Origin of the sequence: Plectonema radiosum NIES-515 (assembly GCF_025753815.1) — a bacterium.
GTDB classification, from domain to species: domain Bacteria; phylum Cyanobacteriota; class Cyanobacteriia; order Cyanobacteriales; family Nostocaceae; genus Hassallia; species Hassallia radiosum_A.
This window is the reverse complement of sequence record NZ_JAOWRF010000354.1, coordinates 1-23,627: the sequence shown is the minus strand read 5'-3', so window position 1 is coordinate 23,627 and position 23,627 is coordinate 1. Positions and strand designations below refer to the sequence as shown.

Here is a 23,627-nt window from a genome sequence, read left to right as displayed (position 1 = left end):
TTCAAGAAGTCGGGAATCTTGCAGTTCAGTTCGTTGTGCTTTTAGGGTGTGAAGCACGAAGTAACGCACCCTACATGGTGATATTCGTAGTCAGCGCTTAAGCGCTTGATTTAAGCACTAAAGTGCTTACTACGTTAGAAAATCACTAGGATGAAAAAGGGTATCTATTTAAAATTTTAAAGAAAAAATCTGAAGTTAATATGAATTCGATGTTACCTTTGCCCGATCCTCATGAAGGTGATTCTTCTAGTTGGGAGGAAGAACTTGATAAAGCTATTTTCAGTTTTGAGGATATTCAGGCGGAACTCAATTATAAGCAGGCACAAACGGCATTAAGAAGTTTGGTAAATAAACTTGACTTGACTCCCCAAGAAAAACGCGGTTTGGAAGAGGAAATTGGGGATTTAGAAGTCATGTTGGGGAAGTTAGACCGCATGGTGGTGCAAATTGCGGCTTTTGGAATGGTGGGACGGGGGAAGTCTTCTTTATTGAATGCTTTGGTTGGACAGTCGGTGTTTGAAACGGGTCCTTTGCATGGTGTGACTCGTGCTGCACAGCGAGTGAATTGGAGTATTAGTGAGGATGCGATCGCTTCCTCATCTCGCACTCTGAGAGTAACTTTACCAGGAATCGGTCAATCTCAGGTGGAATTGATTGATACTCCCGGTTTAGATGAAGTCGATGGGGAAACCCGCACTGCTTTAGCTGAACATGTCGCAAAACAAGCTGATTTAATTCTGTTTGTTATTTCTGGGGACATGACGAAAATAGAACATGAGGCTCTTTCTCAGTTGCGGGAAGCTGGTAAACCAATAATTTTGGTGTTTAACAAGGTTGACCAGTATCCTGAAGCCGATCGCATGGCAGTTTACCAAAAAGTCCGCGATGAAAGGGTGCGGGAATTACTTTCACCGCTAGAAATTGTCATGGCAGCAGCATCACCTTTGCTAAAGACTGCGGTTCAACGTGCCGATGGTAGTAGGGGGATACAATTGCGTGCAGGTAATGCCCAAGTTGAAGAATTAAAGCTGAAAATATTAGAGATTTTACACCGCGAGGGCAAAGCTTTGGTGGCTTTGAACACGATGATTTACGCGGATAATGTGAATGAGCAATTGGTGCAGCGAAAATTGATGATTCGCGATCGCGCTGCAAATGAGTTGATTTGGAAAGCAGTTATCACTAAAGCGGTAGCGATCGCTCTCAATCCGATTACAGTGGTGGATATACTTAGCGGTGTAGTTATTGATATTGCTTTAATTCTCGGTTTATCTAAACTATACGGCATCGCTATGACGGAAACTGGAGCCATACAATTATTGCAGAAAATCGCTCTGGGAATGGGCGGTATCGGTGCCAGCGAACTGTTAGCAACTCTCGGTTTAAGCGGGTTAAAAACTTTACTTGGTATCTCTGCACCCGTTACAGGTGGTGCTTCTTTCGCTCCTTATGTATCAGTTGCGATAACTCAAGCTGGGGTAACTGGTGTTGCTTCTTATGGAATTGGACAAGTCACTAAAGCTTATTTAGCTAATGGGGCAACTTGGGGACCTGATGGACCGAAAGCGGTAATTGGGAAGATTTTGGCAACTCTTGATGAGACTTCGATTCTCAACCGCATTAAGGATGAGTTGCAAGAGAAGATGAAGCGAAGAGGTTAGACTTCAAGACTCATTACCCGACGACTGAAGTCGCGGCTAGAAGAACAAAGTCCGCCTGCGCGGACTAAAAACGTAAATAATGGATTTAGCTCACGTAGGTGGGCTTTATACGCGCAACGCCACACCATTCTAAGGCTTGTCATTACCAACATTTATTTATCTGGTAAAACCCTTATCCCGCCAACGGTTATAAACCTTTGTCTAACAGCCTGAGAATTTATTCTCAGGCTAGATAGCGGCATTCTTCGAGGGTTTTGAAATATGTTGGTAATGATAAGCCCTTCTAGGGTGAGGGTATTATCGGTAAAATAAAAGCGATCGCTCTCAAAATACGGAACTTTGAGCTTAGAACTCGGAACTTCATGTTCCATGAGTCAATGATGCTGTGTGAGGGGCGATCGCTTACCCTTTGAACTCAAAACTTCATGCTTGGAACAGCAACATCCGAGATTGAAGGTTGACATACCTGCTATATAAAAACTAGACAAGTCTAGACATTTACTTCTTACTTCAACGGGAGCATGGGAGCGGTTATCCCTCAATAAGCTTTCACGCTTTAGCCAAACGTGATAAATTAATTGCGGCGTTCAAATCCCTGTCCATTGAATGTCCACAACTAATACAGTTGTAAGTCCTTTCTTTGAGTGGCATATCTTGAATATGACCACAGTTTGAACAGGTTTTACTCGACGGGAACCAACGGCTTGCAATTATTATTTCGCAACCAAACTTTTTAGCTTTATATTCCAATTGCCGCTTAAACTCATGGAAACCACCTTTAGCAGCAATAACTTGAGCTAATTTATGATTTAATAACATCCCAGAAACATTCAAATCTTCTACTACTATTTTGGCGTGGTTTTTGCATAAAAAAGTAGTGATTTGGTGAAGTGTGTTCTTCCTGAGATTGGCTACCCTAGCATGATGTTTAGCAAGTTGGGTTTTAGCTTTATGTCGGTTGTTAGAACCTTTAACTTTTCTGGCAAACGATCTCGTCACATAAGTGAGTTTTTCTAGATTAGTTTTGTAATGCTTGGGATTTGGAAAGACTACTCCAGTGGAAAGTGTTGCTAATTCTTTTACTCCTAAATCAACACCAACTACATCATGACGTTTAATAGTTGGTTCATGTTTTTGTTCGTAAGCAAAGGCAATAAACCAACTATCGGCAGTGCGAGAAATTGTAATTTTGGTACATACTGTGTGTGGTAATCCTTCATATGTTTTTACCCATCCAATCGTAGGCAATTTTACTGATTTACCACCAACAGCAATAGGTTTTCCACCCGCATCGATGGTAAAAGAATCGTGGTGTCCTTTCTTTTTAAAATTAGGATAACCACCTTTTTTGGCGAGGAATCTTGAGAAAGCATCCCCAAGATGGTCAAAAGCATATTGAGTTATTTTCTGACAAATACCTTTTTCTTTAATCCATGTGAATTCAGGTTTTACGTAATTATTGAAGAATTTTTTGAGGATATATTTGTTAGGTTTTAGTCCATCTTTAAACAAGTTATTCCAAGTAGCAAGACCCCAGTTATAAGTAAACCTAGCAATACCTGCGTGTTTACTCATTATTGTTTCTTGGTTGCTATTTAGTTTTAATTTTGTTTTGATGGATAAAAGCATTGTTCGACCTCAACACTGTGTTTCTTTGTTCTTTAATAATATCTTATCATGTCTAGGGTTGTCAATGGTTTCTTTTAATTTATTTTTCAAGTCTGTGGAGTAAGAACGCAAGCCGTACAATCTGCAAGAGAAGCAATGTATTATTGCCATTAAATCTTCTACTAATTCTTGCTGCGGAGACAAAGACTCCTGATTAGCCACAATAATCTCACAGCCATAGCTTGTGGCTAATTCTTCTACAAACTCAAATGCAAATCTACAGAGTCTATCTTTATGAGCCACGACTAAAGTTTTGACTTCTCCCTTAAGAATGGAAGAAACAAGTACTAAGAATTTTTTTCTTTTAAAGTTTAGTCCACCCCCAATTTCTTTTATAGTTTCATCAATTGCAAGACCCTTGGAACTACAAAAAGCTTCCATAGCTTTTACTTGATTTAATAGTTCAGGTTTTTGATTATTCGATGAAACGCGGCAATAAATAATTACTTTCTTTTTTGCTTCTAATGGTTGCAATCCCTTAGCTATTCTTAAATCGTCATCAGTGTAATAGCGATAATTAGAAACAGTTCTTTTTGCTGGCAGCTTTCCTGAAGTATCCCATCTCTGTAATGTTTTTACTGTTACCCCAAGTTTTTTAGCAAATTCGTGTGGTTTGTACATAAGGTTAATGTCTATACTTCAACCTTATTGTATATTAATGTCTAGGCTTTTGTCTTCTTAAGATAACTCCTCGTCCTAAAGTCCGAGGATTCCTTAACGCTTCATTGGGTTGTGCTATCGAAATAGTCTTATCATCCCTCGACGTTCGTTTATAGTCTCCTAATGCCCTATGGCGACTATATCTATTTTACCATAAAGCCGTCAAGCTTATGACGGGGCTTGAGTCCCATTTTTTCGGTCAATGAGAACAAAACAAGACTAATCTCGAATGTTGAGGCTCAAAACTCCAGTTTTCACCTTCAGAACTCGGAACTTCCTGTTTTGAACTCGGAACTTCCTGTTTTGAACTAGGAGCTTCCTGTTTTGAACTAGGAACTTCCTGTTTTGAACTAGGAGCTTCCTGTTTTGAACTCGGAACTTCCTGTTTTGAACTCGGAATGTCAAGTTATAAACTCAAACATCCAAGTTCAAAGCTCTGAAGTTCCGAGATTTAGGGTTAGGGAATAACTTTCTTAGCTAGTCCCTAGTCCCTAGTCCTTAGTATTTACCCTTTACTTTTAAAAGAGTTTAACCAATGTTGAACTTGATCGCGAGCGATATCGCGACCACCTAGACCGAAAGATAAGGCAGTAGCAACAGCGATCGCACCTAATAAAAGCCCAAAGGCTAAGTTGACAATATCACTCGCAACACCAATTTGTTGCAATGCCATTGCCGAAACCAAAGCGATAATCGCAATCCGCGCTACCTGTGCCAAAATTCGTGCTTGGGCATTTCCCGAACTGGAAATGATGCTAAAAGCCAGATTTGCTAAAAACAAACCGATGGCAAATACAATCAATCCCGCCAAAATGCGTCCGAATATGACGACTATGCCACTTACCAGTGCTGTCAGCGCGGGAATATTCAAGATATTCACTGCCGCGACTGTAGCAAACAGCATTACACCAACTAATACAACGATACCAGCAATTTCCGATGGGGTTCTAGCTGGGGGAAGTGCTTCTGTTTCAGTTGGATATGTGGTGCGTCTGACGGGAGTTGGCAGACCTAAAACAGAGAAGATGTTGTTAAAGCCGATACTTGTGAGGATGTTGGTAACAAGTTCCGCAACAAATCGCCCGACGAAATAAGCAACAATCCAAATGGCGATCGCTGTGAAGATCGCAGGTAAGGCATTCAGAATCTGCTGCAACATCGCGATCGCTGGCAAGGAAATCGCGTCAATTCGCAAAGCATTCAGCGAAGCGATCGCTACCGGAATCAAAATCAACACATAGACAATGGTGCCGATAATCGATGATAAAGATTGCGCTCCCGCACTAGACGAAAGTCCAAAGCGTCTCCCCAAATCATTGACTCCAGTTGCTGCCAGTAAGTTGGTGACAATCCGTTGCACTATATTAGCTACAAACCAGCCAACTACACCAATCAACCCTGCCGCTAAAATATTCGGCAGAATTGAGATAATCTGCGTTACCAGCGTTTGTACTGGTTGTAAAGCCTGCTGTAACCCCAAAGTATCCAAAACTGGGATGAGAAACAGCAAAAAGATGAACCAATACAAAGCGTTGCCAATGGTCTCACTCAGAGACAATTGATTGGTATTTGAGACGGTATCTCGTGTTTCTGGTGGATTCAAACGCTCATCTAGCCGCAAAGCGCTGAGTCCCCGTATGGTTATCAGCTTGACGAGGGTAGCTACTAACCAAGCGATTAAGAGGATGACTCCCGTAGCCACTAACCTAGGTAAGAAGTCACCAATTTGATTGAGAAAAGAATTAAGCGGTTGAGAAGCGACTCTCAACTCTAAGGTATCTAATACGGCAACTATGGTTAACAGCAGGATAGACCAAAAAACCAAGCCGGCGATAAATTTCTCGACTTGGATGGCATCGCTACCAGTTAACCCAGAAGCAATACGGTTATCTATCTTAGTGCGATTGAGAATGCCGCGTACTACTGCCGCAGCTACTGCTGCAATCAGCCAGCCAATTAACAAAATCGCTACAGCCCCCAGCAAACGGGGCAAAAATTGAACTACCTGTTGGACACTTCCTTGTACATAATTGACTGCGTTTGATTGATCTGGTGATAGACTTGGCGACTGTGCCAAAAAATGCTGCACCCTCATCAACAAACCAAGTTCCATTACCTGGGTTATTCCTTGCCAAGTTGTGTTCATGGTTTTCCCACTCTTAAGGTAAACTGTTATCTCAAAAACACCTTAGATTCTTCTGGCGTGTATTGTATAGCACAAATATACATGCCAGTTAAATTACCAGTGTTTTGCCTATAAATCTACCAGTAAAATCATATATGGAGTTGATATCAAGAGTATTTTTTTTACTTGCTTGTTTGACAACTCCTTTGATCAATTACTAGCGTTAAAACAGTAAAATATCACTGATTTTGGCATCATTGTATATATTTTTATTTCTAAAGTATAGTTGGCTTTAGTATTGATTTAGTCTATTAACAGCGCTAAATTTAGCCTTACTGTAAGTGCAGCGATCGCTTGAAAGATGTAAAATGTCTCAAGTTTTTGAACAGTCAATTCAAATTAATGCGACAGCGACGGTGGTTGACAGATGTATTACCGATTTAACTCTCATGCACCGTTGGCTTAACCCGGTGCTGCGTTGCGAACCTATCGGCGAAACTTGGAGTAGCGATAATGGTAGTAAAAGTAAGTTTGTAATTCAAATACCGATCATAAAACCGACATTAAATAGCACAGTTGTGGAAAGACAACCAGGTTTGGTAGTGTGGGAGTTTGACGGTTTTTTCACTGGACGCGATCGCTGGGAATGTCAACCAGTCGAAAAAGGAACGCGCCTAGTTAATCGCTTTGAATTTGAGATTCCCAACCCGATAATTAGCTGGGGCTTCAAAACCTTCGCTGAACCCTGGACAAAAAAAGACATGCAAGAACAACTGCAACGACTCAAACGAGTAGCGCAGGAAGTACAGCAAGGGTTTCGATAAAAGTCAGGAGTAGAGACGTTCCGACGGAACGTCTGTACAAAAGTCAAGAGAGACGTTCCGACGGAACGTCTGTACGAAAGTCAGGAGTAGAGACGTTCCGACGGAACGTCTGTACAAAAGTCAGGAGTAGAGACGTTCCGACGGAACGTCTGTACAAAAGTCAAGAGAGACGTTCCGACGGAACGTCTGTACAAAAGTCAGGAGTAGAGACGTTCCGACGGAACGTCTGTACGAAAGTCAAGAGAGACGTTCCGACGGAACGTCTGTACAAAAGTCAAGAGAGACGTTCCGACGGAACGTCTGTACAAAAGTCCCCCACACCACGCTTCCCCCACTCCCCCCCTCACCCCCTCCCCATCTGAGTCAGCAAGCGTCGAATCACCGGCGCATCTTCAGCATCGGGAACTCTGGTTAAATAACTTTGCAAATCTTGAGTAGCTTGAGTGTAAAGACCAAGTTGATAGTAAAGCAGACCGCGATCGCGCAATTCTAAAATCATATCAGGCAACAAGAGCAAAATTCTCTCAACTGCTGCTAAAGCCTTTTCAATATCCTGCTGTTTCAGGTAAATATATTTCAGATTCGTCAGCATCCTGACCAAAAATTGCCGATGATTCACTGCTGCTAAAAATTCTGGTTGTAGGGTGACGTTTTGTTGATATATTTGCGAAAGTCGCTCTTGGCAATCTTCGGCGAAGATCACTTCACCGTTATTAAACGCATCAACAAAAATCTCCATATCGGGGATATCTGGACGAATCAAAAAATGTAACGGCATTCCCACCCCCACCATCGGGAAATCAACTCTTCGGGCAACTTCTATGTAAACCAGTGCCAAAGTAATCGGAATTCCCAATCGGCGATCGATCACATCATTAAAAAAGCTGTTGCGGGGGTCGTAATAGTCTTTTTTATTGCCTGTAAATCCCAAGTCATCGTAAAGATACTGATTAATGGTTTTAATTACCCGCAAAGGATAACGCCCGATTCGCAAGCGTTTTTTAGCTTCTGCTGCCATTGTATCGAGGGCATTGAGGTAGTTTTCAACATCCAGATCGGGATATTCTTCTTGTGCAATGTATAACGCTGCCTTTGCCAAATCTATATTTCCGTCAGGCTGTTGAATCTCTTGATGAAAATTTTGTCGCGCTGACGAGAAATTCATATATCTTATGCTGTATCGATGTGTTGCTTACCCTTATCTTAAAGACAATCAGAAGATTTGAACATCTACCCATACAGCTTTGATCAAAGGTTACTACCCAATGTATTCAAATTTACTTGTCTATATTTATAAATAATTTATGAGATTTAGATTAATCAGGTTTTGCGAAATGTCATTGGCATCGTGTGTATTAGATATTCAGAGTGAAATGGTATAGAGCTGCTGAGAAAGTGCGATCGCGCTTTGGCAGCAGCTTTTTTATTTTCCGCATTTATGTATGATAATCTCACTGCATAGCTACAGCACCCTATCGCTTTAATCGAACACACGTAGAGACGTAGCACAGAATAGTCTAATCAAGGTTTTAGGTTATATGTACTTCCTGCAACCTGAAATCTGCTGTATACACGCACAAGCGAATATGAGGCACAAGAACCAACGACCCCAGGTTTTTAGCAAGTGCTAATCGTCTATGCCTAATCAAAACACTTTTTTGCTTTTCTAGTCTTCCCCAAAGCCTTCTGCATCAAAGCCTGCTGCCTACTTAACGACATCAGTCTTAAGAATCAATTTATGGCGAAGATAGGAGTCGTTCGGTGATAACCTGGAAGATGAAAGAGCGTTAATCTGAAGTCGCCGACGACCCTATCACCAAATATAGCTTCATTTATTAGGACCCAGCATGGTCACCACCGCAGAAAAAACAAACATAGGCTACATTACCCAAATCATTGGTCCGGTTGTAGACGTTAAATTCCCCACCGGGAAAATGCCGCAAATCTACAACGCTTTAATTGTCAAAGGCACGAACGAAGCCGGACAAAAAATTTCGCTGACCTGCGAAGTGCAGCAGCTGCTGGGCGATAACCAGGTGAGAGCCGTTTCCATGAGCACCACTGATGGCTTAGTCCGTGGCATGGAAGCCGCTGATACCGGCGCTCCCATAAGTGTGCCAGTTGGTAAAGCCACCTTAGGACGGATTTTCAACGTTCTTGGCGAACCTGTAGACAACAGGGGACCTGTAAATGCTGAAGCAACGTTACCCATCCACCGTGATGCTCCTAAATTCACAGAACTGGAAACCAAGCCTTCCGTGTTCGAGACTGGGATTAAAGTTGTAGACTTGCTAACCCCCTATCGACGTGGCGGTAAAATTGGTCTGTTCGGTGGTGCAGGGGTCGGTAAGACCGTGATCATGATGGAATTGATCAACAACATCGCAACTCAACACGGTGGTGTGTCCGTATTCGCAGGTGTGGGTGAACGGACTCGTGAGGGTAATGACCTCTACAACGAAATGATGGAATCTGGGGTAATCAATAAAGACAACCTCAACGAGTCTAAGATTGCTCTAGTTTACGGTCAGATGAACGAGCCACCCGGAGCGAGAATGCGGGTTGGTTTGTCTGGTTTGACAATGGCAGAGTACTTCCGGGATGTGAACAAGCAGGACGTGTTGCTGTTTGTTGATAACATCTTCCGGTTCGTACAAGCAGGTTCTGAAGTATCGGCGCTACTAGGTCGGATGCCTTCTGCGGTAGGATACCAGCCTACACTGGGAACCGACGTCGGCGCACTGCAAGAGCGGATTACGTCTACTAACGAAGGATCTATTACTTCGATTCAAGCTGTGTACGTACCTGCGGATGACTTGACTGACCCCGCACCTGCAACCACCTTTGCTCACTTGGATGGTACAACAGTGCTGTCTCGCGGTTTGGCATCCAAAGGAATTTATCCGGCTGTAGATCCGTTAAATTCCACTTCCACCATGTTGCAACCCAACATTGTAGGTGACGAACACTACAGCACCGCTCGTGCTGTACAAGCAACTCTGCAACGTTATAAAGAACTGCAAGACATCATCGCCATTCTTGGTTTGGATGAATTGTCAGAAGACGATCGCCTGATCGTATCTCGTGCCCGCAAAGTTGAACGCTTTCTATCTCAGCCCTTCTTCGTGGCAGAAGTATTCACCGGTTCTCCTGGTAAATACGTGAAATTGGAAGACACCATCAAAGGCTTCCAAATGATTCTCGAAGGCAAATTGGACGAGCTGCCCGAACAAGCCTTCTACTTAGTCGGTGACATTAACGAAGCGATCGCTAAAGGCGAAAAGCTTAAAGGTTAGTTATAAGTCATTAGTCAATGGTCATTAGTCATTTGTAAAAGACTGTTGACTGTTGACTGCTGACTCTTGTACAGACGTTCCAGTACAGACGTTCCAGTGGAACGTCTCTACGACTATTGACTGTTGACTCTTGACTATTTATGACCCTAACTGTTCGTGTAATTGCTCCAGATAAAACAGTGTGGGATGCCGAAGCTGAAGAAGTAGTGTTGCCTAGTACTACTGGTCAGGTAGGTATTCTCACAGGACATGCACCACTCTTGACCGCTTTGGATACAGGTGTGATGCGAGTACGCGCAAATAAAAATCAGAGTTGGACAGCGATCGCCCTTATGGGTGGTTTTGCTGAAGTCGAAGACAACGAAATCACAATTCTGGTTAACGGTGCAGAAAAAGGCGACTCAATTAACCTTGAACAAGCCCGTGCTGCTTTTAACGAAGCAGAAGCCCGCGTGAATCAAGTGCAAGCAGAAGATCGTCAAGCACAAATTCAAGCAACAAAAGCTTACAAACGCGCACGCGCACGCTTTCAAGCTGCCGGCGGGATGGTATAAACATTCAGTCTGCCGAAACTTAAGTTAGGGAATAATATTCTTCCCGACAAGTAACTCCTCCTCCTAGCAACTTTCAAAGGAGGAGTTTTTATTATCATAAAGCGACATTTTTTTATGACTCGTAGTAAGCGATTCATCGCTTAATTCATGCACTGAAGTGCATACTACATCATAACGACATTTTTTTATGACTCGTAGTAAGCGATTCATCGCTTAATTCATGCAGTGAAGTGCATACTACATCATAACGACATTTTTTTATGACTCGTAGTAAGCGATTCATCGCTTAATTCATGCACTGAAGTGCATACTACATCATAAAGAAAATCACCGTAGTCATGAAGTTTTGTATAAAATTACAGCAAGTTTCAGAAATCGGGGAAACTCTTGGTGAAGTAATACTTCAATAATTGTTGCCCAGAGGGGCAAATTTTATGCAAAGCCGTAAAAATTCCCTTGACCGTCGTCAGTCAAATAAAATATTTCGTTTTGCAACATCACTCTTAGCTTCTTTGGCGATCGCTACTACGATTCAAGCTGCAAGCGCTACTCCCACAAAAATTTCTCCTACACAAGAAACTACCTCCCCATCAGTCCAGGTAAGTCAAATCAAGCCGATTGCCCAACTTCAAATCCATAGCAGCAAATATCAGGCAATGGGAATTAATCCGTGGGGACTAATTCCCATCGTTGTTGTCGGTGGGTTCGTGATATTTGTCCCCCTATTCTTAGGTGGACTGGTGGTAATCGGTGAACGTGAAGTTGGGATTGTTGTCAAAAAATTTGACCTGAAAGGACGCGGACTCCCCGCAGGACGGCTGATAGCTCTTAACGATGAAGCGGGGTTGCAGGCAGATACCCTTGCTCCTGGGTGGCACTGGGGCTATTGGGCTTGGCAATTCTCAGTTAAAAAAGAATCGGTAATAGTTGTTCCCCAAGGTGAAATTGCCCTTGTTCTTGCCGCAGATGGGGCACCCATCCCCCCAGAACGTATTTTAGGCAAAATCGTCGATTGCGACGACTTCCAAAATGCGCGGAAATTCCTGACTCAAGGTGGTGAAAGAGGACGGCAAATTGCTTTTATGACAGCGGGTACTTACCGCATCAACACGGCTTTATTTAAGGTTATTACTGGCAGTAATGCCACCCAACACGGGATGAGTCCGCAACAGTTGCAGATCCATCAAATAGCAGCAGAAAAGGTTGGTATTATTACTACTTTGGATGGTTCATCCATCGCAGCAGGTGAAATCGCTGGATGCACCATTAAGGGACATGATAATTTCCAAAATGGTCAGAAATTTATTGATGCTGGCGGACAGCGTGGTTTACAAGAACAGGTGTTATTATCGGGTTCGTGGAACCTTAACCCTTGGCTAGTGAATGTCGAACAAGTTCCCATGACTGAAATTCCGATCGGTTATGTGGGTGTGGTGATTTCTTTCGTAGGTAAAGAACAGGAAGATGTCAGCGGTGCAGCTTTTACCCACGGGAATTTGGTAAACCAAGGACATAAAGGTGTTTGGGTAGAGCCGTTGTATCCTGGTAAACATCCGCTCAATACTAAGGTGATGAAAGTTGAGCTAGTGCCGACGACAAATATCGTCTTAAACTTTACTGATAGAATTACTGGTCAGCACGGATACGATACAAATTTGAAGGCGCTGAAACTGCTGTCATTTGATGGTTTTAGCTTTGATTTAGAGATATTCCAAATTATCCACATTGGTGCTTTGGATGCACCGAAAGTGATTTCCCGCTTAGGTTCGATGCAAAACGTCATCGATCAGGTTTTGCGTCCAATTGTGGGTAATTATTTCCGCAACTCGGCTCAAGAGTATACTATCTTGGATTTCTTGATTGCCCGGAGCGATCGCCAAGTTGAAGCTTCTGAATATGTGAAATCTGCATTGCGTGCTTATGATGTGCAAGCGGTGGATTCGTTGATTGGTTTGATTACTCCACCTGAAGAATTAATGCACACGCTGACAGACCGGAAAATTGCTGAGGAACAACGCAAAACTTACGAAGTTCAGCAAATGGCACAAACTCAACGTCAGCAATTGGTGAGGGAAACAGCAATAGCTAATATTCAGCAAGAGTTGGTGCAATCGGAACAAGGTGTCACAATTGCTCAGTTGCAAGCTAACGCGCAAATTCAGCAAGCGACCGGTGAAGCGGAAGCTATTAAACTGAAAGCGATCGGTGAAGCTGAAGGTATCCGTGCTACAGGTAATGCGAAAGCGGAAACTTACAGTGCTGGTGTGGAAGCTTTGGGAACTCAAGGATATACGGCAATGCAGTTAATGCAAATTGTCGGATCGAGCAATGTCCGTTTAATCCCAGATGTTCTGGTTGGGGGTAGTAATGGTAGTAGTAACGGCTTGGTGGATGGGTTACTGTCGATGATTTTATGGAATCAAACTGGAAAGTTGGGTGAGGTGACACCACCTACGCAGGTAAAATTACAGAATGGTAATTCGCCGTTAGTTGTTGATTTTTCGGCGGATAAGTTAAATCAATAGCCCAAAAGATGTACAGACGTTCCGGTGGAACGTCTCTAGGATTAATTAGGCACTCCTTATGGAAAAACGAACCGCCAAGTACGCCAAGTACGCCAAGTAGTAAGAGTTACAGAGGGCTTTTGCGTAATATCATGTCCGTTTAATTAACAGTAATAAAAACATTGCAAATGTCGTAGAGACGTTCCGACGGAACGTCTTTACATTGTCATTAAATGATATAAGTTCTGTTTGTAAATTTTGAATTTTCCAGAAGAAAGTGACGGAAGGCTATTTTGAGTTTTTTACAAGAACGTTACCGTTTACTTAAATTGATCAGTCAAGGGGAATTTGTCAAGACTTTTCTTGCTGTGGATGAAGGTCTGTTTCCCGCAGTTCGTTGTGTGGTTCAAGAATTCTCGCTGCAAAAGGAAATATTTGTAGATTTGCAGCGAAGGGTGCAAGTTTTAGAAGAAATTGGTAAGCATCCGCAAATTCCCACAATTAAGGCGTATTTCCAGGAGGAAGGGCAATTTTATTTGGTACGTGAGTTTATTGAGGGTAGCAATTTAGCCTCTGTGCTATCCGATGAGGGTGTTTTTGGTGAAAGTCAGATTTGGCAACTTTTAGAGGATTTATTGCCTGTTCTCAAATATATTAGCGATCGCCATATCATTCATCGCAATATTCAACCCGAAAATATCATCCGCAGGAAAACGGGGGATTTTGTTTTAGTCAATTTTGCTACTGCTAAATTTGGTTCAAATTTCGAGGATTTTACAGATGAATGCAGCATCGGCAGTCCAGAGTATGCGGCTCCTGAGCAAGTTAAGGGAAAATCCGTATTTGCAAGTGACCTTTATAGCTTGGGTGTAATTTGCATTTATTTACTTACGCAGATTCCAACCTTTGATTTATTTGATGTTGCGAATAATTGCTGGGCTTGGCGAGATTATCTTACCACTAAAGTAAGCGACTTTTTGGCGAAAATTCTTGACAAGTTGCTGGAAAATTCTGTAAATCGTCGCTTTCAAGATGCTGATGAAGTCATGGAAGTGATGGGTATTAAATCCCAAAATCTCAAATCTCAAATTCAAAATCCTCCCTGGCAATGCTTGCATACTTTGACTGGAAATGGTGTATTAAGTAATGTAAATTCCATTGCGATTAGCCCTGATGGTAATATTTTGGTTAGTGGTAATGATGATAAAAGCATTGTATTTTGGGATTTAAATAGAAAAGAAGCGATCGCTAATATAAAGGGACATTCCCAAGCGGTGAAATCAGTTGCTTTGGGTACCGATGGAAAGCTTTTGGCAACCGCTAGCGATGATAAAACGATCAAAATCTGGGATGTCAACACCTGCCAAGAAATTTTAACTTTAGTTGGACATTCCCGCCCTGTCAAATCAGTCGCCTTTAGCCACGATGGAAAGCTGCTAGCTAGTGGTAGCTGGGATAAAACAGTCAAAATCTGGGATGTTTATTCTGGCAAAGAAATTTGCACTTTGACGGGACATAAATTACAGGTGAGTGCAGTTGCGTTTAGTCCGCAATCAAAGCTTTTGGCAAGTGCTAGTTTTGACAGAACTATTAACTTGTGGAATTGTAAAGCAAATGAATCGCCAAATCAATTGAAAAACCGCCCTCATCAAACACTTATAGGTCATACAGGGGCGGTTTTAACAGTCGCTTTCAGTCCCGATGGTCAAATTTTGGCGACGGGTAGCGATGATAACACTATTAAATTGTGGGAGGTGAACACTGGTAAGTTAATTCACACACTTTCCAGTCATTCCTGGTCGGTGGTGACACTAGCTTTTAGTGCTGATGGAGAAACGTTAATTAGTGGAAGTTGGGACAAGACAATTAAGCTTTCTGGGGTCAACACCACAGCAGAAATTGCTACTTTATCTGGTCATGTAGACTCAGTGTTTGCCCTTGCTGTCAGCCCTGTTGCACAACTGATTGCTAGCGGCAGCAGGGACAAGACAATCAAACTTTGGCAGCTTGTAGAATCACAATAAATCAAACTGCCCGACACCCTTAAGGGTGCGGCTATACGAACCAAGTCCGCCTACGCGGACTACGGAAAAAAGGTTTTCAGCCTGGGTCGGCAGGCTTTGTTCGTATAGCCTCAGGCTTCCAGCCTGAAGGCTTTTACGAGAGCGAAAACTAAGCGCTACCTGTGAAGGTAACTTCGGGAAACTTCAGTTGAGCCTCAGCCATTGGACGGTTTCTGCCTTCCTCTTGCCAGTAGTTGATTACTTCTGTTCCTTTGTTGAGCAACTCAACGCGATCGACGTCAGTAATCCAGTGTTTTGACTCAAGCTCTTTTTTTAACTCTTCCCAGGCATCATTTCTGGGCCAGAAAAAGTACTTAGTCAAGGGACTTGTGCCTTTGCCGACGACTTGATCGACCGCTAAGGCGACGTTTTCATCCAACCACAAAATCTTTAAAATAAACTTGGTCAATCATACCTCCGCTAATTTGTGGACAATACTCACTAACTCATGCGATCGCTTATTCTAACGCAATACTTGACAACTTGACTAAATAAGAATGGGGAATGGGGCATTGGGCATAGTCGTAGCGTGTGTTAAGCGTTGCTATAACGCAAGCTACACTCTAGAAAAGCTACTATAAAGTGTAGTCGGCGCTTTGAGAGATGTTTATGACTGCCCAACTGCCTCAATCTCAAACGACATCTTGTTCAGAGTTATACGAGCAAGACTTTTACTTGTGGATTCAAGCAACTATAGAATTGCTCAAGCAAGGTCGGCTCACAGAACTGGACATAGAGAATTTGATTGAAGAAATTGAAACAATGGGCAGGAGTGAAAACAAAGCACTCAGAAGCAATTTGGAAGTGGTGCTGATGCATCTATTAAAATATAAGTATCAAGCTGATAAGCGCTCTGGTAGTTGGCGAGCCACAATTCGGGAGCATCGCAAACGCCTCAGACAAGCTCTAGAAGAGAGTCCCAGCCTGAAACCCTATTTCTCTGACGTTTTCGCGCAGTGTTACGACGATGCGAGGCTGTTGGCTGCCGATGAAACTGAATTGGATTTGATTATCTTCCCGGAACAATCTCCCTTCACCCCAGAGCAAACCGTCAACCCCGATTTTTTACCTGAGTCATGAGCGCACCCTGATCTAAAAGATAAGGATATATTTATGAAAGATGACAATAATCAAGAGTTAATTAGAGTATTGACAGATTAACAATGGCAGTCACAGGAGGAGTTTTAGTTATAGTTGGAATGATTTTTCTTCATGGAACATGGGTTAGTTTACGCCCTGGTAATGTGCTAGTAAGTATAGTAATTATCGTTTTAGTAGCCACTACAGCTACTCCAATAATGTGGCTGGGATTCAAAATAATGGGGATTTTACCAACTCGTGTTAAATAATATAAAGAACTAATTCTCTATCAAAATCAAATGACCAAACAATGATTGAGAATGGACTACCATAAAGTTTAGTCGGCGCTAACTAAAGAGGCTTATGACTGCCCAACTGCCCCAATCTCAGAAATCTGGTTCTTCTTTGTATGAGCAAGACTTTTACCTGTGGATTCAAACCACGGCAGAACTGCTCAAGCAAAAGAGTTTCACACAACTGGACTTAGACAACCTGATTGAAGAAATTGAAACAATGGGCAGAAGTGAAAAGCGGGCATTGGAGAGCAATCTGGAAGTGTTGCTGATGCATCTGCTGAAATACCAAATTCAAACTGAAAGACGCTCAAAAAGTTGGCAGTACACAATATTGGAACACCGCAGACGAGTCCAAAAGGCACTCCTGGAAAGTCCCAGTTTGAAACCTCACTTCGATCAGGTTTTTGAGGAAAGCTATCAAACCGCTAGACGACTGGCTGTGATTGAAACTGGATTAGCGCTCGCTACTTTCCCTGAACAATCTCCCTTTACACTAGAACAAGTCCTCGACTGTGATTTTTTATCGGTGTCATAATCTCACGCTCTGGCTGGGATAAAAATAAAACTCTTTACTTCCCTACCCATGACTGAACCAACTTCTGCAAAAGCCATTGTAGTTTTCGATATTGATGGTGTGATCCGTGATGTTGGCGGTTCCTATAGACGAGCGTTAGCAGATACTGTAGAGCATTTTACAGCAAATGCGTATCGCCCTACACCACTAGACATTGACCAACTTAAGTCTGAAGGCATCTGGAATAACGATTGGGAAGCATCCCAAGAGTTAATTTACCGCTATTTTGTTGACAAATCTATACCCCGCGAGGAATTGCAACTTGACTACAACACGATTGTCGCCTTTTTTCAATCGCGTTACCGAGGACCCAACCCAGAAAATTGGACGGGTTATATCTGCGATGAGCCATTATTGTTACAGTCTAGCTATTTTGACCAACTTACATCAGTTGGGATTGAATGGGGCTTTTTTAGCGGTGCAACTCGCGCTTCCGCTACCTATGTTTTGGAAAAACGCCTGGGTTTAAAGTCACCGATATTAGTCGCGATGGAAGATGCACCAGGTAAACCAGACCCGACTGGGCTTTTCGCGACTGTTCACCTGTTGGCTCTTGACAAATTACAGCCAGTAATATATGCAGGAGATACGGTAGCAGATATGTACACAGTGGAGAAAGCGCGAAGTGTTGAACCTGAGCGCACTTGGATTGGTGTAGGTATTTTACCGCCTCATGTACAGGAGACGGTAGCGCGTCGCGATGCATATGCCCAAACATTGCGAGAAGCAGGAGCGGCGATAATTTTGAGCAATGTGGAAGAATTAACATCAGTGCAGATTCAGGAATTGTTGCGGTAATGCAAAGCTAAATAAATTATGGAGATGTTTGGATGTGTGACAAAAATGACTTAGGCTAACACGAAAGATTTCTATTTTGAAATCTGCATTCACCAGAGATTCTTATTCAGGCGATCGCATGACCAACGGCGTAATAATGCAATATTTCCATTGGTACATCCCCGATGATGGTAGCCTATGGAATCAACTGACCAAAACGGCTCACGAGTTAAAGAGTGCAGGCTTTAGCGCTTTATGGCTACCACCAGCTTACAAGGGTAGTGGTGGCGGTAGCGATGTCGGATACGGAGTTTACGATTTATTTGATTTAGGTGAGTTCGATCAAAAAGGTAGTGTCCGCACAAAATATGGAACATGCGATCAATATCTGACAGCGATTAAAACCGCTCAAAATGCCGGCATTCAAATCTACGCTGATGTCGTTTTCAACCACAAAGATGGTGGAGATGAAACAGAACGCATCTGGGCAGAGGAAATAGATTGGAATGACCGCAACCGTCCAGCCAGCGATTGGTATGAAATTGAAGCTTATACCAAGTTTAATTTTTCTGGTCGGGGAGATAAATACTCCAGCATGAAGTGGTGTTGGTGGTGGTTTGATTCATTGTCCTACAATGCAGCCACCAAAAGAGCTGATAAACTCTATCGGATCAAAAATAATAACTTTGAGACAGAAGTTAGCCCCGAACACGGTAATTATGACTATTTGATGGCGAACGACTTGGATATGGGCAACGAGTTCGTGCGTGGTGAGTTGATGTATTGGGGACGTTGGTTTGTTGACACCACAAATGTAGATGGCTTCCGGATTGATGCTGTTAAACATATTCGTTCCAGCTTTTTCCGCGACTGGCTAAACCATCTACGAGTGCATTTTGGCAAACGAGAATTGTTTAGTGTGGGGGAGTACTGGTCACAGGATATTAATGCGTTACACGGCTATATAGCTGCTACCGATGGACGATTATCGTTGTTTGATGTGCCTCTCCACTTTAAGTTTCATCAAGCAAGTCGCCAAGGTAGTAGTTTCGACATGCGATCGCTTTTTGACAGAACTTTAGTTAAGGAACAACCAAGCAAAGCTGTCACCTTTGTCGAAAATCATGATACGCAACCGTGTCAAGCGTTAGAGTCTCCCGTTGAACCTTGGTTTAAGCCTTTGGCGTATGCACTGATTTTACTACGCCGTGAAGGTTATCCTTGCGTTTTTTATGCAGACTATTACGGAGCGAAATATCATGATAAGGGACGTGATGCAACTCTTTATTCTCACCGTTTCTTGATTGACAAGTTTCTCAAAGCGCGTAATGAATACGGTTTTGGCGACCAACACGATTACTTTGACCATCAGAATACTATCGGTTGGACGCGCTTAGGTAATAGCGAACATCCAGGTGCAATGGCTGTAGTGTTGACTAACGGTGAACCGGGCAGCAAGTGGATGAATATGTTTCGACCGAATGCAGCTTTTTACGATTCCACTGGACATATTCCGCAAATTGTGCATACCAACAGCGACGGATGGGGTAATTTTCCTTGTCCGGGTGGTTCGGTGTCAGTTTGGCTGCAAAAGTAGTATAGCTCTTTGTAGTAAGGACTTTAGTCCTTCATAATATGAGGACTGAAGTCCTCACTACGAATTTATCAGGAGGTGAAAAATGCCTACACTTAAACTGCCCGATGGTCCGAAAACTCACCCTTGGATACAGACGTTTCAATGGCTGACTAACCCGCTAGAATACATGGAAGAGTGTGCTAAACGGTATGGTGATGTTTTCACGCTCCGGCTTGGACAAAATGCTGCTCCTCAAGTTTTCATCCTTAATCCTCAGGCGATTCAGCAGATTTTTACTACAGATCCAAAGCAGTTGGACTCTGGTGAACCAGCAGGGATTAAATCGCCTTTATTAGGAAGGCAATCGTTACTAGCGCTGGAGGGAAAGCCTCATCAGCGACAAAGAAAGCTATTGACACCACCCTTACATGGGGAACGAATGCTAGCTTATGGTGAGTTAACCCGTAACATCACAGAGCAAGTGATTAGTCAATGGCAGGTTGGAGAAACCTTTGCAGTTCTGCCATCAATGCAAGCAATCTCTTTCCAAGTAATTTTGAAGGCTGTATTTGGTCTAGAAGATGGGCTACGTTACGAGAAACTTAAGGAACTCCTGATTGCAATCCTGAATCCCAAATACCCTATCTTAAGAACAATTTTACTTATTTTCCCATCAATGCGACAGGATTTAGGAGCGTGGAGTCCTTGGGGGAAATACTTGCGTTTACGGCAGCAAATTGATGAACTTATCTACGCCGAGATTAGCGATCGCAAAGCACAACCCGATCCATCTCGAACTGATATTCTATCTTTAATGATGGCTGCTCGTGATGAAGCAGGTGAGCCGATGACGGATGTGGAATTACGTGATGAGTTGATGACTTTATTAGTCGCAGGTCACGAAACTACTGCAACTACCTTATCATGGGCGCTGTACTGGATTCATCATCTGCCGCAGGTGCGTGAAAAACTGCTGCAAGAATTAGATAAGTTGGGTGAACAACCAGATCCTAACGCTATTTTGCGTAGGCAAAGCCCGCCGGAGGCATCGCCTTATTTAAATGCTGTCTGTTCGGAAACATTACGTCTTTACCCAGTAGCGGTATCGGCACTAAATCGAGTGGTCAAATCACCGCTACAAATTGGGGAGTACAACTTTGAACCTGGGACTCTGCTAATTCCCTCAATTTACTTGACCCATCATCGAGAAGATTTATATCCTCAGTCAAAGCAATTTAACCCAGAGCGTTTTCTGGAACGGCAATTTTCCCCCTATGAGTATTTACCCTTTGGTGGTGGGAACCGTCGCTGTATTGGTATGGCATTTGCTTTATTTGAGATGAAACTGGTGTTGACGACAGTGCTGTCTCATTGGGAGATGGAACTGGCTGATAGCAAACCAGTGCAGCCAGTGCGTAAAGGCTTGCTATTTAGCCCAGCAGGGGGTGTGAAAATGGTAGTGAAGGGGAAGCATCCTCAAAATCAGCGAGTCCGTGAGACTAGCTCTAGTTCCGTTTAAAGAGTTTTAGAATGCAGCTGACTAGGGAGGCATTTATTATGAAAGTTTAAGCTAAAACAGGCTTGCCGGTAGACACAGCCTGCTCAATAATATCAGCGGCTCGACTTACCCCCCCAGCACGGAGAGTAGCTGCTTGTAACCTTAGCGCATTCTGTTTATAAGATTCTTCTGTCAACACTTGCCTTACAGCATTTCGCAACCTGGGAACATTCAATTTCTTAAGGGTGATAAACTCACCTGCTCCTGTCCAAGCGATACGTGCTGCGACTCCCGGTTGGTCGTTGGCAACTGGGATTGCCACCATTGGCACTCCTTTTTTCACACATTCCATCGTTGTATTCATTCCTGCATGAGTAATCATCAGGGTTGCTTTTTCTAATACTTCTAATTGAGGTGCATACTCAACTACTAGAGGATTTCCTGCCAGGTTTGGCAGTGATTCAGGTTTAGCAGAACCTCCCAGAGAAATCACTAACTGAGCATCCAATTCTTCACAAGCTGAGGCAATAGTTTCAAAAACCCAAGTCAGACGATTTTGCAATGTTCCCATCGAAGCGTAAATTAACGGTTTATCCGTCAATTTTTCATAGGGAAAAGCAACAGCTGCGCGATTAGCGGGAGTATGGTAGCTTCCTGTGAAATGGAACCAAGGGGGCAATTCTTCCCTGGGATATTCAAATTCAGCAGGTGCATTGCTTAGTTGAGCTAGTTGAGAGTAGCCATCATTAGAAACAGAGTACAAAGGTAATTTCCACTCTCTGCGATACTCATCAATTAACTCTGTAAGTGGTTTGGCAACGCGATTAAGTAATGTGTAACCCAATTTGTTGCGTAAACGTGCCCACGTAGCTGGACTATACTTCCAAGTGGTAAAAAAAGGAGGAATGCTAGGTTCTCGATTCAACACCACAGCACTACAAACAGTGATGAAAGGAATTCCCAGAAAATCAGCAATTGTTCCTCCCTCTACTGAACTTTGGTTTACTAGCAAAGCTTCTACACCTGCTGCTTTCATTGCTGCTGGAGCATCCCGAAACGTCACAGCCGAAACCCGCTTGAGCAAATCAATAGTATATTTAAATGCAGCCTGTCCACGTAACTGCCCCAACTTAGCAAGAGATTCTGCTGATGAGCCAGCTGGAAAATCTTTCTCCCCAATTAACTGGAATTCTATTCCTGCTGCAAGTACCTTAGATTGAGTATCGATTGTTCCGAAGAGAGTGACGCTGTGACCACGCCGTTGAAGTTCCTGCCCCAAGGGGAGCATGGTGTTGAGGGGACCAGTTGCTGCACCAGGACTAAGAATGCCAAAATGAGTCATAGTAATTGCCCTACTTCAGTTTCAAAAACTTATCTAAAGCTGCTATCATACTGGGGGGCCATCTGCGGATATTTTTCACCCAACTAATATCTTTGTAGCGTCTATCAAGTCCATAAGCTGCTACCCAATTACTTTCCGCTTCACCTTTTTGTCCACTTACCCAGTAAGCTGCGGTAAGCGCTGCACGCATATCGGCAAATTTCGGATATTTGCGAACGATGTTTTTCATTTGTTTAATTGCTTGCTCTTTTTCGCCGATTTCATAAAGAGCGAGAGCATAATTAGCACGAGCAAAGGCGAAATTTGGAGCGATTTCATTTGATTTTTGATAGTCAGCGATCGCCGAATCCCATTTCCCTAAACCGGCTTTCGCATTTCCGCGATTATTATACGCCATCGCATCCTTAGGGTCAAGCTCTAGCAAATGATTATAGTCAGCTAAAGCATCGTCCCATCTTCCCAATCCTTCCAACGCTGTACCGCGATTCAAATAAGGATCGGTTGCATTTGGTGCAAGTTCTATCGCTTTGTTATAATCTGCGATCGCTTCAAGCAACTTATTCTGACTTACTCTCGAATTTCCCCGATTACTCCATATTGCCGGATTTTGAGGAAATTGCTCAATAATCTCTGTCCAGTACTTTTCAGCGGTAGCAAAATCACCTTTATCTGTAGCAGCAAAAGCCTTCTTCGCTAACTCATCCCCTTTTTGTAACTGTTCTTCCGTAATTTGGGGCATTTGCGATTGTGCCATAACTGGTTCACCCAATCCAAACACAAGCAACAAACTTAACAAAATAGCAATTAATTTAATCATCTGCGGTTAAAATTCACAATTTATCATGGACAACGGGGAAGTGGGGGAGGGGAGGAGTTAGAAGTTAGGAGTTAGGAGTTTGGAGTTTGGAGTTAGGAGTTTGGAGTTTGGAGTTTGGAGTTAGGAGTTTGGAGTTTGGAGTTGGGAGTTGGGAGTTTGGAGTTGGGAGTTTGGAGTTTGGAGTTGGGAGTTTGGAGTTTGGATTTAGGAGGAGCGGTAGAGACGTAAAGCGTGGAACGTCTGTACGAGAGTCCCCCTTGTCCCCCTTGTCCCCCTTGTCCCCCTTGTCTCCCCCTCCCCCCCTCCCCCCCT

Annotated in this window: 18 protein-coding genes and 1 pseudogene; 11 read left to right on the top strand and 8 right to left on the bottom strand. The window is 43.1% G+C overall.

Annotated features, from left to right (window positions below; genetic code table 11):
- Positions 1-200 precede the first annotated feature (200 nt).
- Positions 201-1,661 carry a GTP-binding protein gene (locus tag OGM63_RS24915; RefSeq protein WP_263748361.1) on the top strand — a complete coding sequence of 487 codons (1,461 nt, stop codon included), beginning with the start codon at positions 201-203 and terminating at the stop codon, positions 1,659-1,661.
- Between the two features lie 549 nt (positions 1,662-2,210).
- Here OGM63_RS24915 and OGM63_RS24910 read toward each other — a convergent pair.
- The 3 genes from OGM63_RS24910 to OGM63_RS24900 all read right to left on the bottom strand — a co-directional run bounded on the left by OGM63_RS24910 (position 2,211) and on the right by OGM63_RS24900 (position 6,135).
- A complete protein-coding gene (locus OGM63_RS24910) occupies positions 2,211-3,290 on the bottom strand; it encodes an RNA-guided endonuclease InsQ/TnpB family protein (RefSeq protein WP_263748360.1) in 1,080 nt (359 codons plus the stop codon).
- A 9-nt stretch (positions 3,291-3,299) separates the two neighbouring features.
- Entirely contained in the window at positions 3,300-3,959 is a 660-nt protein-coding gene (locus OGM63_RS24905; RefSeq protein ID WP_375340521.1) for an IS607 family transposase, read from the bottom strand.
- A gap of 535 nt (positions 3,960-4,494) precedes the next feature.
- Positions 4,495-6,135: a mechanosensitive ion channel gene (locus tag OGM63_RS24900; RefSeq protein WP_263748358.1), complete on the bottom strand. Its 1,641-nt coding sequence runs from the start codon at positions 6,133-6,135 to the stop codon at positions 4,495-4,497.
- A 347-nt stretch (positions 6,136-6,482) separates the two neighbouring features.
- Here OGM63_RS24900 and OGM63_RS24895 point away from each other — a divergent pair, with 347 nt between their 5' ends.
- On the top strand, positions 6,483-6,938 hold the full coding sequence (locus OGM63_RS24895) for an SRPBCC family protein (protein WP_263748357.1): 456 nt from the start codon (positions 6,483-6,485) through the stop codon (positions 6,936-6,938).
- A gap of 343 nt (positions 6,939-7,281) precedes the next feature.
- Here OGM63_RS24895 and OGM63_RS24890 read toward each other — a convergent pair whose 3' ends face one another.
- Positions 7,282-8,103, bottom strand: coding sequence for a SirB1 family protein (locus OGM63_RS24890; protein WP_263748356.1), 822 nt, complete (start codon positions 8,101-8,103; stop codon positions 7,282-7,284).
- Positions 8,104-8,785: 682 nt separating this feature from the next.
- Here OGM63_RS24890 and atpD point away from each other — a divergent pair.
- The 4 genes from atpD (at position 8,786) to OGM63_RS24870 (ending at position 15,316) form a co-directional block, all read left to right on the top strand.
- Entirely contained in the window at positions 8,786-10,234 is a 1,449-nt protein-coding gene (atpD, locus tag OGM63_RS24885) for a F0F1 ATP synthase subunit beta (RefSeq protein ID WP_263748355.1), read from the top strand.
- Between the two features lie 140 nt (positions 10,235-10,374).
- A complete protein-coding gene (gene atpC, locus OGM63_RS24880; RefSeq protein ID WP_263748354.1) occupies positions 10,375-10,788 on the top strand; it encodes an ATP synthase F1 subunit epsilon in 414 nt (137 codons plus the stop codon).
- A 434-nt stretch (positions 10,789-11,222) separates the two neighbouring features.
- On the top strand, positions 11,223-13,313 hold the full coding sequence (locus tag OGM63_RS24875) for an SPFH domain-containing protein (protein WP_263748353.1): 2,091 nt from the start codon (positions 11,223-11,225) through the stop codon (positions 13,311-13,313).
- 272 nt (positions 13,314-13,585) lie between these two features.
- A complete protein-coding gene (locus OGM63_RS24870) occupies positions 13,586-15,316 on the top strand; it encodes a serine/threonine-protein kinase (protein ID WP_263748352.1) in 1,731 nt (576 codons plus the stop codon).
- A gap of 148 nt (positions 15,317-15,464) precedes the next feature.
- Here OGM63_RS24870 and OGM63_RS24865 read toward each other — a convergent pair whose 3' ends face one another.
- The gene (locus OGM63_RS24865) at positions 15,465-15,764 is read right to left on the bottom strand and encodes a 30S ribosomal protein PSRP-3 (RefSeq protein ID WP_029633245.1); all 300 of its coding nucleotides are present in this window, start codon (positions 15,762-15,764) and stop codon (positions 15,465-15,467) included.
- A 200-nt stretch (positions 15,765-15,964) separates the two neighbouring features.
- Here OGM63_RS24865 and OGM63_RS24860 point away from each other — a divergent pair, with 200 nt between their 5' ends.
- From OGM63_RS24860 to OGM63_RS24840, 5 genes are all read left to right on the top strand, one after another.
- Positions 15,965-16,435: a DUF29 domain-containing protein gene (locus OGM63_RS24860; RefSeq protein ID WP_263748350.1), complete on the top strand. Its 471-nt coding sequence runs from the start codon at positions 15,965-15,967 to the stop codon at positions 16,433-16,435.
- A 363-nt stretch (positions 16,436-16,798) separates the two neighbouring features.
- Positions 16,799-17,266 carry a DUF29 domain-containing protein gene (locus OGM63_RS24855; protein WP_263748349.1) on the top strand — a complete coding sequence of 156 codons (468 nt, stop codon included), beginning with the start codon at positions 16,799-16,801 and terminating at the stop codon, positions 17,264-17,266.
- A 48-nt stretch (positions 17,267-17,314) separates the two neighbouring features.
- Positions 17,315-18,103, top strand: coding sequence for a TIGR01548 family HAD-type hydrolase (locus tag OGM63_RS24850; RefSeq protein ID WP_263748348.1), 789 nt, complete (start codon positions 17,315-17,317; stop codon positions 18,101-18,103).
- 76 nt (positions 18,104-18,179) lie between these two features.
- The gene (locus OGM63_RS24845) at positions 18,180-19,679 is read left to right on the top strand and encodes an alpha-amylase (RefSeq protein ID WP_318528545.1); all 1,500 of its coding nucleotides are present in this window, start codon (positions 18,180-18,182) and stop codon (positions 19,677-19,679) included.
- Between the two features lie 82 nt (positions 19,680-19,761).
- Complete coding sequence (locus OGM63_RS24840) at positions 19,762-21,177, top strand: cytochrome P450 (protein WP_263748347.1); 1,416 nt, start codon at positions 19,762-19,764, stop codon at positions 21,175-21,177.
- A gap of 46 nt (positions 21,178-21,223) precedes the next feature.
- On the opposite strand, the gene OGM63_RS24835 is transcribed toward OGM63_RS24840, so the two are convergent.
- From OGM63_RS24835 to OGM63_RS24825, 3 genes and pseudogenes are all read right to left on the bottom strand, one after another.
- Positions 21,224-22,498, bottom strand: coding sequence for a glycosyltransferase (locus OGM63_RS24835; RefSeq protein ID WP_263748346.1), 1,275 nt, complete (start codon positions 22,496-22,498; stop codon positions 21,224-21,226).
- A gap of 10 nt (positions 22,499-22,508) precedes the next feature.
- A complete protein-coding gene (locus OGM63_RS24830) occupies positions 22,509-23,315 on the bottom strand; it encodes a tetratricopeptide repeat protein (protein WP_263748345.1) in 807 nt (268 codons plus the stop codon).
- 92 nt (positions 23,316-23,407) lie between these two features.
- Positions 23,408-23,627, bottom strand: a pseudogene (locus OGM63_RS24825) (hypothetical protein); the annotation flags it as partial.